The sequence below is a fragment of the Acidisoma sp. genome (assembly GCF_035492295.1).
Lineage (GTDB): Bacteria > Pseudomonadota > Alphaproteobacteria > Acetobacterales > Acetobacteraceae > Acidisoma.
In genome coordinates this window covers 1-15365 of the sequence record NZ_DATJJK010000194.1, presented here as the reverse complement: position 1 = coordinate 15365, position 15365 = coordinate 1, and the positions used below count along the sequence as shown (strand labels likewise).

At 65.9% G+C, this 15365-nt stretch carries 16 protein-coding genes; 6 read left to right on the top strand and 10 right to left on the bottom strand.

The window, feature by feature from the left end:
• Positions 1-108 precede the first annotated feature (108 nt).
• Positions 109-1914 carry an ATP-binding cassette domain-containing protein gene (locus tag VL752_RS14515; protein ID WP_325356484.1) on the top strand — a complete coding sequence of 602 codons (1806 nt, stop codon included), beginning with the start codon at positions 109-111 and terminating at the stop codon, positions 1912-1914.
• Positions 1915-1917: 3 nt separating this feature from the next.
• On the opposite strand, the gene VL752_RS14510 is transcribed toward VL752_RS14515, so the two are convergent.
• From VL752_RS14510 to VL752_RS14475, 8 genes are all read right to left on the bottom strand, one after another.
• Positions 1918-2649, bottom strand: a complete 732-nt coding sequence (locus VL752_RS14510) for a class I SAM-dependent methyltransferase (protein WP_325356482.1) — start codon at positions 2647-2649, stop codon at positions 1918-1920.
• Between the two features lie 13 nt (positions 2650-2662).
• The gene (locus VL752_RS14505; RefSeq protein WP_325356480.1) at positions 2663-3142 is read right to left on the bottom strand and encodes a hypothetical protein; all 480 of its coding nucleotides are present in this window, start codon (positions 3140-3142) and stop codon (positions 2663-2665) included.
• Between the two features lie 82 nt (positions 3143-3224).
• Positions 3225-3995 (bottom strand): CHAP domain-containing protein, encoded by a 771-nt coding sequence (locus VL752_RS14500; protein WP_325356478.1) that lies wholly within the window; start codon positions 3993-3995, stop codon positions 3225-3227.
• 377 nt (positions 3996-4372) lie between these two features.
• Entirely contained in the window at positions 4373-5860 is a 1488-nt protein-coding gene (gene purF, locus VL752_RS14495; protein WP_325356476.1) for an amidophosphoribosyltransferase, read from the bottom strand.
• 44 nt (positions 5861-5904) lie between these two features.
• The gene (locus VL752_RS14490) at positions 5905-6498 is read right to left on the bottom strand and encodes a CvpA family protein (protein ID WP_325356474.1); all 594 of its coding nucleotides are present in this window, start codon (positions 6496-6498) and stop codon (positions 5905-5907) included.
• Entirely contained in the window at positions 6495-7946 is a 1452-nt protein-coding gene (gene radA / locus VL752_RS14485) for a DNA repair protein RadA (protein ID WP_325356472.1), read from the bottom strand. The genes VL752_RS14490 and radA overlap by 4 nt, the downstream gene beginning before the upstream one ends.
• A gap of 89 nt (positions 7947-8035) precedes the next feature.
• Positions 8036-8290, bottom strand: coding sequence for a DUF1150 family protein (locus VL752_RS14480; protein ID WP_325356470.1), 255 nt, complete (start codon positions 8288-8290; stop codon positions 8036-8038).
• Positions 8291-8352: 62 nt separating this feature from the next.
• Complete coding sequence (locus tag VL752_RS14475) at positions 8353-8865, bottom strand: Hsp20 family protein (RefSeq protein ID WP_325356468.1); 513 nt, start codon at positions 8863-8865, stop codon at positions 8353-8355.
• Positions 8866-9019: 154 nt separating this feature from the next.
• On the opposite strand from VL752_RS14475, the gene def reads away from it, so the two are divergent.
• Genes def through truA form a run of 3 tightly spaced genes read left to right on the top strand, consistent with a single transcriptional unit; the run spans position 9020 to position 11278 of the window.
• Positions 9020-9589, top strand: coding sequence for a peptide deformylase (def, locus tag VL752_RS14470; RefSeq protein WP_325356504.1), 570 nt, complete (start codon positions 9020-9022; stop codon positions 9587-9589).
• A 13-nt stretch (positions 9590-9602) separates the two neighbouring features.
• Positions 9603-10511, top strand: coding sequence for a methionyl-tRNA formyltransferase (gene fmt / locus VL752_RS14465; RefSeq protein WP_325356466.1), 909 nt, complete (start codon positions 9603-9605; stop codon positions 10509-10511).
• A complete protein-coding gene (truA, locus tag VL752_RS14460; RefSeq protein WP_325356464.1) occupies positions 10508-11278 on the top strand; it encodes a tRNA pseudouridine(38-40) synthase TruA in 771 nt (256 codons plus the stop codon). The genes fmt and truA overlap by 4 nt, the downstream gene beginning before the upstream one ends.
• Positions 11279-11284: 6 nt before the next feature.
• On the opposite strand, the gene VL752_RS14455 is transcribed toward truA, so the two are convergent.
• Positions 11285-11563 carry a hypothetical protein gene (locus VL752_RS14455; protein WP_325356462.1) on the bottom strand — a complete coding sequence of 93 codons (279 nt, stop codon included), beginning with the start codon at positions 11561-11563 and terminating at the stop codon, positions 11285-11287.
• Positions 11564-11590: 27 nt separating this feature from the next.
• Positions 11591-12463, bottom strand: a complete 873-nt coding sequence (gene serB / locus VL752_RS14450; RefSeq protein ID WP_325356460.1) for a phosphoserine phosphatase SerB — start codon at positions 12461-12463, stop codon at positions 11591-11593.
• An 89-nt stretch (positions 12464-12552) separates the two neighbouring features.
• Here serB and miaA point away from each other — a divergent pair, with 89 nt between their 5' ends.
• Together miaA and VL752_RS14440 are read left to right on the top strand one after the other, a co-directional pair.
• Positions 12553-13545, top strand: a complete 993-nt coding sequence (gene miaA / locus VL752_RS14445; RefSeq protein ID WP_325356458.1) for a tRNA (adenosine(37)-N6)-dimethylallyltransferase MiaA — start codon at positions 12553-12555, stop codon at positions 13543-13545.
• Positions 13546-13610: 65 nt separating this feature from the next.
• A partial coding sequence (locus VL752_RS14440) for an acetolactate synthase 3 large subunit (protein WP_325356456.1) occupies positions 13611-15365 on the top strand: 1755 nt, incomplete at its 3' end.

The following is a 15365-nucleotide window of genomic DNA, read 5'->3' as shown; positions in this document are numbered from 1 at the left end:
AGCAAGGCCTGCCCCGCGTGAAGCAAGCGTCATCTGCGTGCAAGCCGGCCGGGTTGCGAAAACTGCCCCACCTTGCACGAGACCGGCCGGATCGGCGACAAGCCGCCCATGGCATCTCCTCCTCTCCTCATGCTTCAGGATATTCACGTCCACCTCGGCAGCACGGCGCTGCTGCGGGGGGCCGAGCTTGGAGTCGGTGCGGGCGACCGCATCTGCCTCATTGGCCGTAATGGCTCGGGCAAATCGACGCTGCTCAAGATAGCCGCCGGCCTCTTGCCCGTGGACCAAGGCACGCGCTTCATCCAGCCCGGTGCCACCATCCGCTACCTGCCGCAGGAGCCCGACCTCTCGGGCTTCGAGACCACCCTCGCCTATGTCGAGGCCGGCATGGGCCCGGGGGATGACCCGTACCGCGCTGTCAGCCTGCTCTACTCCCTCGGACTGAACGGAGAAGAGAACCCAGCCAATCTCTCGGGCGGGGAAGCCCGCCGCGCCGCGCTCGCGCGCGCCTTGGCGCCGGAGCCCGATCTTCTGCTGCTCGACGAACCGACCAACCATCTCGACCTGCCGGCCATCGAATGGCTGGAAAGCGAACTCGGGCGGTTGCGCGCAGGGCTCGTGCTGATCAGCCATGACCGGCGGCTTCTCACCACCCTCTCCCGTTCGCTGATCTGGCTCGACCGCGGCACGACGCGCCGGGTCGACCGTGGTTTCGCGGCCTATGACGACTGGCGGGAGGAACTGCTGGCGCAGGAGGAGGCCGAGCATCACAAGCTCGCCCGCCAGATTGCGCGCGAGGAAGACTGGATGCGCTACGGCGTCACGGCGCGGCGCAAGCGCAATGTCCGCCGCGTCGGCGAACTCGCCGATCTGCGGCAGCACTACCGGGAACGCAACGCCCTCGGGACGGGTGCGAAGATGGCGGCAAGCGAGGCGGAAGGCTCGGGCAAGCTCGTTTTCGTGGCCGAGAACGTCTCCAAATCCTACGACCGGCCGATCGTGAAGAACCTCGACCTGCGCGTGATCCGGGGTGACCGCTTAGGCATTGTGGGCCCGAACGGCGCCGGCAAATCCACCCTCCTCAAGCTGCTGACCGGGCAGGTCGAACCCGATGAGGGCCGGATTCGCATCGGCACCAATCTGGAAATGGTGACGCTCGACCAGCAGCGCGCGGCACTCGACCCCACGCGGACGCTGGCCGATACGCTGACCGACGGCCATGGCGAGATGGTCCAGGTGGGTGCCGAGAAACGCCATGTCATCGGCTATATGAAGGACTTCATGTTCAAGCCGGAACAGGCGCGCACGCCGGTCGGCACGCTTTCCGGCGGGGAGCGCGGGCGCGTGCTGCTGGCCTGCGCGCTGGCCCGGCCGTCCAATCTTCTCATCCTCGACGAGCCGACCAACGACCTCGATTTCGAAACGCTGGACCTGCTGCAGGACATGCTCGCCGACTACGCAGGCACGGTGCTGCTCGTCAGCCATGACCGAGACTTCCTGGACCGGGTCGTGACCTCAACGCTCGGCTCGGAAGGTGACGGCCGCTGGACGGAATATGCTGGCGGCTATTCGGACATGATGGCCCAGCGGCGCTCGGATCTGCCGGCGCGGCCCGGTACCCAGGCCACCCCCTCCAAGACGGGCGTGCCCCGGCAGGAAGCGGCCGCGCCCTCGGTCCGGAAGATGAGCTTCAAAGATGTCGATGCGCTGAAGAAACTGCCGAGCCAGATCGCGGCCATGCATACGGAGATCACGAAGCTTCAGGCGCTGATGGCAGATCCTGAACTCTACGCGAAGGACGCGAAGAAATTTGCGGCGACCTCCGAGAAACTCGCCAAGGTGGAAGCTGACCTCGCAGCCGCCGAGGAACGCTGGCTGGAGCTTGAGATGCAGCGAGAAGCGCTCGCCAGCTGAAGGCTAGCCGGCGATCACGATGGTCTCGGGACTGCGTTCGGTGAAGGCGCTGCCTGCCCAGTCGCCATAGACCTCGAAGGTCGTGAAGCCGGCATCGCGCAGATGCCGGAGAATCTCGTCCCGCGAGAGGAAAAGGAGGGTGGAGTCACTCCACTGCTCGCCATCGGGGAAGGCGAAATGGTTGCGAAAAGTGACGCGCGGCCCTTCCTCCTCTGCCAGGATCGAAGTGTAGACCCGCACCGGGGTGCCGCTTTCGTCGGTCACGGTAGCGGCGTCATCCGGCGTCCAGCTGTCCCAGTCACGGACGAGAGGATTGCGGCTTTCGAACATGAAGCGCCCGCCCGGGGCAAGATGCCGACGGACGGCCGCCATGGTTCCTGCCACGGCCTCCGGGGTCGTGAGGCACTGGAAGGCATGGCCGGTCATGATGACGGCATCGAAGCAGGCCGCGGGCGGCAGGGCGTCAATCGTGCCGTGATGCCAAAGGATCCGGTCGCCCTCCGGCTGGGCACGGCCGAAGGCGATCATGGCCGCCGCCGGATCGACGCCCGTCACGCGATGGCCGAGCCGCACCAGCCGCCGGGCGAGCAGGCCGGTACCGCAGCCGAGATCGAGCACGCGCTGCGGCGCAGGCACCAGACGCTGCTCATAGAACGCATGGTCGTGGTCGGCACCGTTCAAGCGGTCGTAAAGGGCAACGAGTTGCGCTTCCCGGTACTGTGCGTCGCGCGTCACGGCGCGGGGCCGCTCACCCGACGCATTGCCGGCGCATGTCGTCATAGGCCGCGGTGAAGCCGCGCAGGCTGAAGGCCTCGTCCCGATGGCCCGCCGGCGCCGCGATCGTGGCCTTCATGCCGCGGCGGAAGGCAGCAATCGCCGCCGCCGACGCATTCGCATAGGCGTATTGGCCACGCGCGTGAAAGCCGAGATGCTTGGTGCCGACTGCCATGGTCAGCGCCGTCTGCCCGGTGCCGTATTGCTTGCAGGGGCTCACCACCACCCGGTCATGCCGCGGCGGGGCATGGGTGACGACCAGCACGGCGACACCGCATTTGCCGTGGGAGCGGCGCTCCGTCAGCGCCTGGGTGAAGGTGTAGCAGATGCGATGGCCCTTTTGGGTGTAGCTCGACACCGCCCAATCCTTGAACCGGGCGACGTGCTGCGCCGCATAAGCCGGCGCGGCGGCAAGCAACAGGAGGCCAGCGGCAACCGACAGGATTCTCTTCATGCAATTCTCCTCCGCTCTGGACCCGCCACACCGGAGCGGCTGCAGCAGGACTAAGGGTTCCGCTGCCGCAGGAACTGGCAGCCTAACGCAGCGAGCGATCCGGTGCCGAATCGGTGATTGCCGCGCCTCCGTAGCTCGGGGCGGAGGCGAGTTGAACAGTCTGCGACCAGACCGACCCACCGTTCATCGCGGCACTCGCCGCGGCATGGGCGGTGGACGCCTGCGCCATCAGGGTATCTTCCGATTGGGAACCGTAGATGAAACCATTGGTCTGATAGACGGAACCATAGCGGCCGCTATGCCCGATTTCGACCCGAACCTGGGTCCAGTCATTGTCTGGGGAGACGTCGACGACCGATATGGCGTGCGAAATGTCGCCATGGCGCATGCCCGGCGCCGGCCAATGGGCCTGGGTGATGAGGATCTTGCGCGGACCGACCGTCTCGCTGACGACCGCCACATGGCCGAGATACATGCCCCGCGTGCGCTTGAAGCTCAGAACGGCGCCGGGCGCAGGCTGGTGGCCGCGCTCGTAACGTCCATCGGCCTTGCGCCACCAGGTATAGGCATCCCCCTTGATCTCGATGCCGGAGACGCGCCGCGCATAGGGCACGCATTGCAACCAGGCGACATGGTGCGTGGCGTGAGTTTGGTGGCTTCGGGATGCGTAATGCCGGGTTCGGTGCGTCGCACGGTGAGCGACGTGGGTTCGCTTCGTATGCGTGGTTTTCGCGACCCGATGCGTTGTGTGATGCGATTTGGCTTGGGCATGAGCCGCATTGCCGATGAGCCCGAGGACCAGTGCCGATGCGAGGAGGAGCTGGCGACGAATACCGTTATGAAGTCGAATCATCAAATTTCAAGTCTTCGTCTTGAATCCATCACACCAAGCCACGAATGATGACTGCGCAACAAATCCAGGTCCGCTAGTTGCGTTGTGGATCCGCATGAGAACCTGATCACCTTCGCGTCTGCGGCATGGGTAGATCATCGCCCCGATCTCACGCAACCGCGATTGGCGAATTCTCGCTGTCAATAGGGCATTTCGTCCAAAACCCGGGGGGTTCCGCGCTCACGAATAAGACGATTTTCCTATTCCCAATGCGCAAGGCTCTCGCCCGCAGGTTCGCCAGTCGCCCGCGCCGCCCCGCGAAGGCGGGATGGCCGGCCGTGGATTCCGACATGGCAGAACGGGGATACGCCCGGCCCGGAGGTGGCCCGGGCGAAGACTCAGCCGACCTTGGTCAGCAGCGGGGTGACACGCCCAGGCGGGACCTCGAGGTCGTGCAACGCGATCGGATAGTCACCGGTGAAGCAGGCGTCGCAGAAATGCGGGTCGGCCGCGTTGCGGCCGGCGACGCCGAGCGCCCGATAGAGGCCGTCGATCGAGATGAAGGCGAGGCTGTCAGCGCCGATCAGTTCCGCCATTTCGGCGACATCGTGCCGGGCGGCGAGCAGCTTGCCGCGTTCCGGGGTGTCGATGCCGTAGAAGCAGGAATGCGTCGTCGGCGGCGAGGAGATGCGCATATGCACCTCGGTGGCGCCTGCGGCGCGGACCATCTCGACGATCTTGCGGCTTGTCGTGCCGCGGACGATCGAATCATCCACCAGGATCACCCGCTTGCCTTCCAGCACCGCACGGTTGCCGGAATGCTTCAGCCGAACTCCAAGGTTGCGAATCTGGTCGGTCGGCTCGATGAACGTACGGCCGACATAGTGGTTGCGAATGATGCCGAGTTCGTAAGGGATGCCGCTTTCCGCGGCATAGCCCATGGCCGAGGGCACGCCGGAATCAGGGACCGGAACGATGACATCGGCATCCACCCCGGATTCGCGGGCCAGCATGGCGCCGATCTTCTTGCGCGCCTCATAGACCGGCTTGCCTTCCATGACGGAATCAGGCCGGGCGAAATAGACATATTCGAAGATGCAGAAGCGCGAGGTGGTGCGATGGAAGGGCTTTACGCTGCGCACGCCCTGGTCGTTGATGACCACAATCTCGCCCGGCTCGATGTCGCGAACGAAGTCGGCGCCGACAATCTCGAGCGCGCAGGTCTCGCTCGCCAGCACCCAGCCGTCCGAACCATCGGGATGCGGAAGTCGGCCGAGGATGAGCGGGCGCACGCCCTGAGGGTCGCGTACGCCGATCAGCCCGTCCTGGGAGAGAGCGACGAGGGAATAGGCACCGACGACCTGCTTCAGCGCGTCGATCAGACGGTCCAGCACCGTGGAATACAGGCTGATCGCGATAAGATGGATGAAGACTTCCGAATCCATCGAGGACTGGAAGAGGCAGCCGCGGCGGACGAGTTCACGGCGGATGGCAGCGGCATTGGTGAGATTGCCGTTATGCCCGACCGCGAATCCGCCGAAGGCGAAATCGGCATAAAGCGGCTGCACGTTGCGGAGCACGGTCTCGCCCGTGGTCGCATAGCGGTTATGGCCGATGGCGTAGCCACCGGGCAGACCCGCTATCACCTTGGCGTCGCTGTAGTTATCGCCGACGAGCCCGAGGCCTTTGTGAATGTGGAAGCGTTCGCCGTCATAGCTCGCGATGCCCGTTGCTTCCTGGCCGCGATGCTGAAGGGCATGAAGGCCGAGGGCGGTAATGGCCGCGGCATCCTGGGCGTTCCAGACGCCGAAGACGCCGCATTCCTCGTGCATCTTATCGTCGTCACCGGGTTCCTCAGCACGAACCGAGCCATACACGTCGATCATCGAACCATCCCTCTAAGCCAGCTCATCCGCTTTTGACGGCGGTCTCACTGGGCCTGCCCGGTCTGCCCCTGGGCCGGTGACAAGGCCGAGCCTTTCGGCGCCGGCTGTAGCAGATCATTCAAGCTCGGCGGTTTCGTTGTCGGCGGTGCCGCCAAATGCGGGTGGAACTGCGCCGGCAGGAAGGATACCGCTTGCTGCGCCCCCTCATACACATAGGGGAGCAGTCGTGCATCACGTATCGGCTGGGGCCAGTCCTGCGGTGTGGTCACCAATCCCGCGGCGACATAGCAGAAGATCAGAAGGGCTGCGCCGCGGGCAATGCCGAAGACGATGCCGAGGGTGCGGTCCACCCCACCCAGCACCGAACCGCGTACCAGCGCGCCGACCCAGCCGCTGACCACCGAGAAGACGATCAGCGCGACCACAAAGACCGTGGCGATTGCCGCAGGATCAGCGAATTCTTTCGCGTGAATCCATTGCTCGAACTTGGGCTCCACGAAGGGCGCGAACCAGAAGGCGACGACGATGGCGCCGATCCAGGCGCCCACCCCCATCACCTCCCGAACAAAACCCCTGAAGAAGGCCAGGATGGCAGAGATCGCGAGCACGCCGAGCATGGCGAGATCGAACCAGGTCATTCCGAACCTTCCAAGGCAGGCTCCGTTTTCCGAGTCTTGGCCGGGGATTGGCCGGTGGGCTTGTCGCTGAAGCGGCCAAGCAGGTCGCTCACATGACCGATCTCTAGCACAGTGAGGCCGGGAGGCGAGGCGATGGCGCGCTTGCTGCCGGCGCCGAGGCGCCGCGGCATGGCGGCGGAGGCGAAGCCGAGCTTCGCCATCTCCTTGAGCCGCGACTCCGCCTGTGCCACCTGCCGCACCTCACCCGATAGACCGATCTCCCCAAAAAAGGCGAGGCTCGGGTCGGTCGGCTGGCCAGCGGCGGCAGAGGCGATGGCGGCCGCGACCGCGAGATCTGCCGCCGGCTCGGTGATGCGCAGGCCGCCCGCGACATTGAGATAGACATCCTGCTGGGCGAGTCTGAGGCCGCCCCGGCTTTCGAGCACCGCGAGCAGCATGCCGAGACGGCCCGAATCCCAGCCGACGACCGAGCGCCGCGGCGCGCCACCCGGGTTGGGGGACAGCAGAACCTGGATTTCCATGAGAACCGGCCGCGTGCCCTCGAGGCCCGCGAAAACCGCGCTGCCGGCGATATTGCCCCGCCGCTCGGCGAGGAAAAGCGCGGAAGGATTGGCGACCTCGCCAAGGCCATCCTCCGTCATTTCGAACACGCCGATCTCGTCGGTCGCGCCGAAGCGATTTTTCACGCCCCGCAGGATGCGGAACTGGTGGCCGCGATCGCCTTCGAAATAGAGCACGGCGTCGACCATATGCTCCATCACGCGCGGCCCGGCGAGCGCACCGTCTTTGGTGACGTGGCCGACGAGGACGAGGGCGAAGCCCTCGGCCTTGGCGAGGCGGATGAGTTCCAGCGCCGAGGCGCGCACCTGCCCGACCGTGCCGGGCGCGGAATCGAGCGCGTCATGCGCCATGGTCTGAATGGAATCGATGATGAGCAGGGAGACGGGCCGCCCCTCCCCCCGTCCGGCGCTTGCAAGCGTCGCCGCGATGTCCTGCACGCCGGTGGCATTGGCAAGCTCGACTGGCGCATCGGTAAGACCGAGCCGACGGGCCCGCATGCGCAGCTGATCGACCGATTCTTCGCCTGAAACATAGACGACGCGCCTGCCGGCGCGGGCGAGGCTGGCGGCGGCCTGCAGCATGAGGGTGGATTTGCCGATACCGGGATCGCCGCCCACGAGAATGGCGGAGGCCGGAACAAGACCCCCACCCAACACCCGGTCAAGTTCAGTGAGGCCAATCTCGAGCCGTGGCGGTGGGGCCGATTCGCCTTCGAGGCCGACGAGCGCAATCCGGCGCCCCTGGGGCGCCGACCGGCTGCCCTGCCCGGCCGGGGCAATTTCCTCGACGATGGAGTTCCAGGCGCCGCAGGCTTCACACCGTCCTCCCCATTTGGGATAGACGGCACCGCAGCTCTGGCAGACATAGCGGGCAGTAGTTTTCGCCATCAGCGAGACATGCCCGAGGAACCCCCTGGCGCGAAAGCGAAAACCGCCTTCGCGTCGGTCATGGCCCCATTCCGGTCAATGGAGCGCGGTCAATGAACGAGGGCCGGCACCATCTCATGTTCGATGATGGCTCCCCAAGCGAGTTCGCGATTGGGGGCGACCGCCATCGGTGTGCCATCGGCCGCGTGGATGGCGAAAACATCCTCGCCACCAACCGTTACCGGTTTGATATAGGCGAGCTGCGAGACGCCAAGCTGAGCCAGCTGGGCGGTTGTGATGTGGCGGATATCCAGAATCTGAGAGAGAACCTTGTTATCGCTATCAGCGCTGTCCTGACTGCGCATGACCTGATTTTCCTTTCCGCGGACGGCACATCGGCCCGTCCTGTAAACGCTCAAAGCTAGGCTTACTGCTCGTCCACGATGCGGGAGACACCCATCTGCGGCCCAATCTCGGCCACCTCCCGGATGTCCCGCCGGGTGCGCCCCGGCACGGCAGGCGCCGACTTCGCCACCGTATCAATCGGAATCGTCCGCACCCGGCTTTCCGGTTGAGGCCGGATTAAATCGATATGCAGCAATCCATTGTGCAACCAGGCGCCCTTGATCTCGATTCCCTCAGCCAGCACGAAGGCGCGCTGGAACTGCCGGGACGCGATCCCCCGGTAAAGGAAGACGCGGCTCTGATTGTCCTCTCCCTGGCGCCCACGAATCACCAACTGGTTGTCCTCGTGGGTGATCTGGAGGTCCTCCATGCTGAAGCCGGCAACTGCCAAAGAAATCCGAAGACCGGATGGGCCGGTTTGTTCGATGTTATAAGGCGGATACCCTTCAGACTGGGTTTTGGATGCGCGTTCCAGCATCTGCTCCAGATGGTCGAAGCCAAGAAACAAGGGCGAGGTAAAGACACGGGTCGTCATAGGCGTGAGCCTCCTCTTCATAGAGCGAAGCATTGACGAGCCCGGAAGCGGCACTCGTTCTCAACATATAGTGGGTGGATCGCCGCAGCCTTGCAAGAGCGGGAATGCAATGCTCTCCGTTGATCCCTGCGGGCCGGACCGCTACATCCCCGCCATGAGCGCCCAGACCCCCGCAGCCCAGCCCGAGACGACAGCCGCCCCCCAGGCGGAAACCCTGCCGCTTGTCATAGCGCCCGACCCCCGGCTGAAGACCCGCACCCGCCTCGTGACTGCGGCCGATCGCACGCGGGTCAGTGCCCTCGCCCAGCGTATGCTCGCCACCATGTACGCCGCCCCCGGCATTGGCCTTGCGGCACCCCAGGTAGGGGTCGATCTTCGCCTCGCCGTCGTCGATCTGCAGCCTGACGACAAGCCCGCGCCCATCATCCTCATCAATCCGAAGGTCGAGAAGACGAGCACCGAAGAGGTAACGCGGGAGGAAGGCTGCCTGTCGATCCCCGGGCAGTATGCCGATGTGACCCGGCCGGAGCGCGTCACCGTTTCCTATGAGGATCTGGACGGCCACACGCAGACGATCGAGGCGGACGGGCTCCTCGCCACCTGCCTGCAGCATGAGATCGACCATCTCGACGGCATTCTCTTCGTCGATCATCTCTCGGCGCTGAAGCGCAACATCATCCTGCGCAAGATGGTGAAGGAAAAGCGGCTGCGGAAGAACGGCTGAGGGGAACCCCGCCATGCGCCTCGTCTTCATGGGCAGTCCGGATTTTGCGGTACCCGCGCTGCGCGCCCTGGCAGGGGCCGGGCACGAGGTCGTCGCCGTCTATTGCCAGCCGCCGCGCCCGGCTGGCCGAGGCCAGACTCTGCAGCCCTGCCCCGTGCAGAAGGCGGCGGAAGACCTCCGCCTGCCCGTCCACTATCCGGCAAAACTGCGCGGCAATGCGGAAGCGCTTGCCGAATTCCAGGCACTCGGCGCGGAGGCCGCAATCGTCGCCGCCTATGGGCTGATCCTGCCCCGCGCCTGGCTGGAAACGCCGCGCCGGGGCTGTATCAACATCCATGCCAGTCTGCTGCCGCGCTGGCGCGGCGCGGCACCCATCCATGCCGCGATCCTGGCGGGAGACGCCGAAACGGGCATCACCATCATGCAGATGGACGAAGGCCTCGATACCGGGCCGATGCTGATGCAAGGACGCGTGACGATCGGCCCCGCGGATCGTCTCAGCCAGATCCATGATGCGCTGGCAGAGATCGGCGCGCGTCTCATTTTGCGCGTGCTGGACGAGAATCCCCCCCCTGTGCCGCAACCGGAGGACGGTGCCACCTACGCCGCCCGGCTGACCCGCGCCGACGGGCGGATCGACTGGACGAAGCCGGCCGCCACCATCCTCCGGCAGGTCCGCGCCTTCGATCCGTGGCCCGGCACGTTCACGACCCTCGGCGCCGACACGCTGAAGGTGCTGGACGCGGAGGTCGTGTCCGGCGAGGGCACAGCCGGCACGGTACTGGACGATCGCCTGACGATCGCGTGCGGCGAGGACGCGCTGCGCATCCTCAAGCTGCAGCGTGCCGGCCGCGCGCCCATGGCAGCCGGTGATTTCCTGCGCGGCCTGCCCCTGCCGGTGGGCACCCAGCTCGGCCCATGACGACACGCTACGCCCTGCTCCTGGAATATGACGGGCGGGGTTTCGTCGGATGGCAGCGCCAGCTCAACGGCCTGTCCATTCAGGAAGTGCTGGAGGCCGCCGCTTCCAACCTCGCGGATGGCGCGCCTGTGGCCGCCGCCATCGCCGGGCGCACCGATGCCGGCGTGCATGCCGAAGGCCAGGTGGCGATGATCGCTCTGCCGAAGGACCTGCCGCCCCACCGCGTGGCACAGGCCCTCAACTTTCACATGAAGCCTTATCCGGTGGTGGTCCAGTCAGCCTGTGTCGCGCCGGCGGACTGGCATCCGCGTTTCGACGCGCTCCGGCGGCGTTACCGCTATGTCATCCTCAACCGCTCCGCGCGACCTGCCCTGGAGACGGGCCGGGTCTGGCATGTGCCGCATGCACTGGAAGCGAGCGCCATGGCTGAGGGCGCGAAACACCTGGTCGGCCGGCACGACTTCACCTCGTTCCGGGCCGCAAGCTGCCAAGCGAAATCCCCCGTCCGTACCCTCGACCGGCTCGATGTCCGCCGCGACGGCATGCACATCATCATCGAGGCCGAAGCGCGCAGCTTTCTCCATCATCAGGTGCGCAATATGGTCGGCACGCTGAAGCTCGTGGGCGATGGGATTTGGGAGCCGATCCGGGTCGCGCGCGCACTGCAAGCCCACAGCCGCGCAGCTGCCGGCCCGACGGCGCCCCCGGATGGGCTCACGTTCATCAGCGTTGACTACGACCCGCCGCTGTTTCCGCGTGCAGGCTGAGCGCTGCTACGTCGGATCGGGCTGGGTGTCGACCGAATAGGGGCTCCACTCACCGCGGGTCACAGGCAGGCTACGGTTCGAGAGCGGCTCCTGCCGCGGGTCGGTCCGGCCATCGGGCTGGGGTGTATCCGCCTCCGTGACCACCGCCCGATTATAGCCGGGTCCCTCGATAATGTCGGTCAGCACGGCCACGATGACCTCGCGGTCCATCCCACTCGCCACAGCCTCTTCCACCAGCGCATCGAGCCGCGGCTTCACCCAGTCATGAACAGGCGTCGACGACATGGGCTAACGTCCTTTGCGGCCGGTGGATCAGGAGACGAAGGTGGCAGCGGGATAGCCTTGTGCAAAGAGGAGCGCGCGCAGATTGCCGTGATCGACGCGAGCCTTCGCCTCCCGCGCGACGATCGGCTTCGCGTGATAGGCGATGCCGAGACCGGCCACGGCCAGCATGGCGAGATCGTTGGCGCCATCCCCCACCGCCATGGTCGCTGAGAGTTGCAGCCCCCGCTCCTGCGCCAGGGCCAGTAGCGTCGCCTTCTTGGCGTCCCGATCGAGGATCGGCTCGGCGACCTCGCCCGTCAGGGCGACCCCATCGTCGAGGAGGACATTGGCGTGGTGGCGGTCGAAGCCCGCCGCTTCGGCAACCTTGCCGGTGAAGAAGGTGAAGCCGCCGGAGACGAGAGCGGTCAGCGCATTGTGCTTTCGCATGGTGGCGATCAGCTCGCGCGCGCCCGGCATGAGCTCCGTCTTCTCCCATGTCTTCCGCAGTGCATCGAGAGACAACCCGCGCAGCATGGAAACGCGCCGGCGCAGCGCCTCGGCGAAGTCAATCTCGCCATTCATGCTGAGCGTGGTGATCGCCGCGATCTCGGCCTGAAGGCCGGCATAGCCCGCCAGTTCATCCAACGTCTCGCTGGTGACGATGGTGCTGTCCATATCCGCCACCAGCAACCCCTTGCGGCGACCGCGGGACTTGGTGACGATCCAGTCTACCGGCGCATTCTCCAGTACCTCCTGCATCAGGACTGGGTCAGGCGGCTGGTCCACGGAAATATCTGCGGCCTCGCCCTCGCTCAGGATCACGGGGTCGCCCCCGCGCACAGCTTCCTGTACCCTGCGGATCACGGCAGCGGAGAGGGTGGTCGATTGGCGATCGGCGACGAGCGTGAGGATATGGCGCATGGGGCGCCGAGACTGACGGGGGGCGTCATGGCACGCAAGGTGGTCTTGCGGAATGGGTGGGTCGAATTGACAGGCGCGGCGGCCATAGCATGAGCTTTGCTGCAGCCGCACGGACCCCGGCACGACCGCTCCCACTCGCCCTGTTTATCGCGGGGCCGACCTGCAGCGGCAAATCGGCGCTCGCCCTGCGCTTGGCCCAGGCCCTCGGCGGCGTCGTTATCAATACCGATTCCATGCAAATCTATCAGGAGCTGCGCATCCTCACCGCCCGGCCGAGCGAGGCCGAGGAGGCAGCCGTGCCGCATGCGCTCTACGGCGTGCGCCCGGCTTCCGACCCCGGCAACGTCGCGTGGTGGCGGCAGGAGGCACTGGGCCAGATGGCCGATGCGCAGGCCCATGGGCTGATGCCCATCCTCTGCGGCGGCACGGGTCTCTATTTCTCGGCGCTCCGCCAGGGGCTGGCCGAAATTCCGCCGATCCTGCCCGCGGCCCGCACGGAGGCGCGGGCAGCGCTCGTCACCCTCGGCCCGGAAGCCTTACACGCGGAGTTGGCGGCGCAGGACCCCGATACCGCTTCCCTCATTCTGCCTTCAGACGGGCAGCGCATCGCGCGCGCCTACGAGGTCTGGCTGAGCACTGGGCGCGGCCTCGAATCCTGGCGGCGGGAACGACGGCAGGCGCCCCCGCCCTGGCGCTTTCGCGCGATCCAGCTTGATCCGCCGCGGGACGCGCTTCATGCCGGTGCTGCCCGCCGCTTCGACGCCATGCTCGCGGCCGGCGCCCTGGAAGAGGTGCGCGCCCTGGTCGACCAGAGCCTGGATACCGCCCTGCCTGCGATGCGCGCCCATGGCGTGCCGGAACTCGCAGCCCACCTGCGCGGCACGATGACAATGGCGGCTGCCCGTACCCAGGCAGTGACCAATACGCATCGCTACATTAAGCGGCAGGCAACCTGGTTTCGGCATCATGAACTCGCCGATGACGGCCACACGCATATGATCCATGCGCAAATCACGCATCCTGCGCAACTTTCGGAAAGCGGAATAGCTGATCTGACTCGTTTTATTCGCGATCTTGGTTGACGCCACCGCCCGGCGGGGTTCATTACCGGCGCCCAGCAATCAGGCTGAAAACCCGAGGACCTGCCATGAATGCCGAAGTGAACCACGCCGAAACTCCTGCCGCGGGTGCCCAGGTGCTCCTTCGCGCGCTCAAGGAGCAGGGCGTCGAGGTCATTTTCGGCTATCCGGGCGGCGCGGTCCTGCCGATTTACGACGCGCTGTTCCAGCAGAACGCCATTCGGCACATCCTGGTCCGCCACGAGCAGGCGGCCGTGCATGCGGCTGAAGGCTATGCCCGCAGCACCGGCCGCGTCGGCTGCGTGCTGGTGACAAGCGGCCCGGGTGCCACCAATGCCGTGACCGGCCTGGTCGACGCGCTGATGGATTCCATCCCGCTCGTTTGCCTGACCGGTCAGGTGCCGACACATCTGATCGGCAACGATGCCTTTCAGGAAGCCGATACCGTGGGCATCACCCGGCCGGCGACCAAGCACAACTATCTCGTGAAACGCTCGGAAGACCTCGCCCGCGTCGTGCATGAGGCTTTCTATGTGGCGCGGAGCGGCCGGCCCGGCCCGGTGGTGATCGACCTGCCGAAGGACATTCTGATCAAGCCGGCGTCCTATACCGCCGCGCCTTCGGAACCGCATCGCAGCTACCGGCCGCGCACCGAGCCTGACGACGCACAGATCGAAAAGGCCGTGGCGCTCATCCGCGGGGCGCGCCGCCCCGTGCTCTATACCGGCGGCGGCGTGATCAATGCCGGACCGGAAGCCTCTGCCCTGCTCCGTGAACTCGTGGCCGAAACCGGCATTCCCTGCACCAATACGCTGATGGGCCTGGGCGCCCTGCCGGCAAGCGACCCGCATTTCCTCGGCATGCTCGGCATGCATGGCACCTACGAAGCCAATATGGCGATGCACGGCTGCGACGTGATGATCAATATCGGCGCCCGTTTCGACGACCGGGTAACCGGGCGGCTCAATGCGTTCAGCCCCCATTCCAAGAAGATCCACGCCGATATCGACGCCTCCAACATCAACAAGGTCGTGACGGTCGACGTTGCCATCCTCGGCGACGCCGCCCTGGTGCTGCGCGCCCTTGTCGCCCGTATCCGCGCCGAGAACGCAGCCCCGGACCGCTCAGCCATCACCGCCTGGTGGCGGCAGATCGACAGCTGGCGCGAGAAGCGTAGCCTTGCCTTCGTGCAGCCTGAGGCCCCGGGTTCGATCATCAAGCCGCAGCATGCCATTCGCCGGCTCTACGAACTCACCCGCCAGACCGGGCGCGAGACCTTCATCACCACCGAGGTCGGCCAACACCAGATGTGGGCCGCGCAGCATTTCGGCTTCGAGCGCCCGAACCGCTGGATGACCAGTGGCGGCCTCGGCACCATGGGCTATGGCCTGCCGGCGGCGATGGGCGTGCAGGTCGCGCACCCCGACGCGCTGGTCATCGACATTGCCGGCGAGGCCAGCATCCTGATGAACATCCAGGAAATGGGCACGCTGGCGCAGTACCGCCTGCCGGTGAAGATTTTCATCCTCAACAACCGCTATATGGGCATGGTGCGCCAGTGGCAGGAATTGCTGCATGGCAGCCGTTATTCCGAAAGCTACTCGGAGGCCCTGCCCGATTTCGTGAAGCTCGCCGAGAGTTTCCACGCCGTCGGCCTACGCGCCGAGACCACCGATGACCTGGACCGGGTGATCGCCGAAATGCTCGCCGTGGACCGGCCGGTGATCGCCGATATCTGCGTCGACGAAAAGGAAAACGTGTTCCCGATGATCCCCTCGGGCGCGCCGCATAACGAGATGCTGCTCGGCCCCGAGCACAGCGCC

Excerpts from the sequence above, each read along its gene's own strand:
- VL752_RS14515 (WP_325356484.1), top strand. The coding sequence starts at position 109 with ATGGCATCTCCTCCTCTCCTCATGCTTCAGGATATTCACGTCCACCTC.
- VL752_RS14505 (WP_325356480.1), bottom strand. The coding sequence starts at position 3,142 with ATGAAGAGAATCCTGTCGGTTGCCGCTGGCCTCCTGTTGCTTGCCGCC.
- VL752_RS14500 (WP_325356478.1), bottom strand. The coding sequence starts at position 3,995 with ATGATTCGACTTCATAACGGTATTCGTCGCCAGCTCCTCCTCGCATCG.
- purF (WP_325356476.1), bottom strand. The coding sequence starts at position 5,860 with ATGATCGACGTGTATGGCTCGGTTCGTGCTGAGGAACCCGGTGACGAC.
- VL752_RS14490 (WP_325356474.1), bottom strand. The coding sequence starts at position 6,498 with ATGACCTGGTTCGATCTCGCCATGCTCGGCGTGCTCGCGATCTCTGCC.
- radA (WP_325356472.1), bottom strand. The coding sequence starts at position 7,946 with ATGGCGAAAACTACTGCCCGCTATGTCTGCCAGAGCTGCGGTGCCGTC.
- VL752_RS14480 (WP_325356470.1), bottom strand. The coding sequence starts at position 8,290 with ATGCGCAGTCAGGACAGCGCTGATAGCGATAACAAGGTTCTCTCTCAG.
- VL752_RS14475 (WP_325356468.1), bottom strand. The coding sequence starts at position 8,865 with ATGACGACCCGTGTCTTTACCTCGCCCTTGTTTCTTGGCTTCGACCAT.
- def (WP_325356504.1), top strand. The coding sequence starts at position 9,020 with ATGAGCGCCCAGACCCCCGCAGCCCAGCCCGAGACGACAGCCGCCCCC.
- fmt (WP_325356466.1), top strand. The coding sequence starts at position 9,603 with ATGCGCCTCGTCTTCATGGGCAGTCCGGATTTTGCGGTACCCGCGCTG.
- truA (WP_325356464.1), top strand. The coding sequence starts at position 10,508 with ATGACGACACGCTACGCCCTGCTCCTGGAATATGACGGGCGGGGTTTC.
- VL752_RS14455 (WP_325356462.1), bottom strand. The coding sequence starts at position 11,563 with ATGTCGTCGACGCCTGTTCATGACTGGGTGAAGCCGCGGCTCGATGCG.
- serB (WP_325356460.1), bottom strand. The coding sequence starts at position 12,463 with ATGCGCCATATCCTCACGCTCGTCGCCGATCGCCAATCGACCACCCTC.
- miaA (WP_325356458.1), top strand. The coding sequence starts at position 12,553 with ATGAGCTTTGCTGCAGCCGCACGGACCCCGGCACGACCGCTCCCACTC.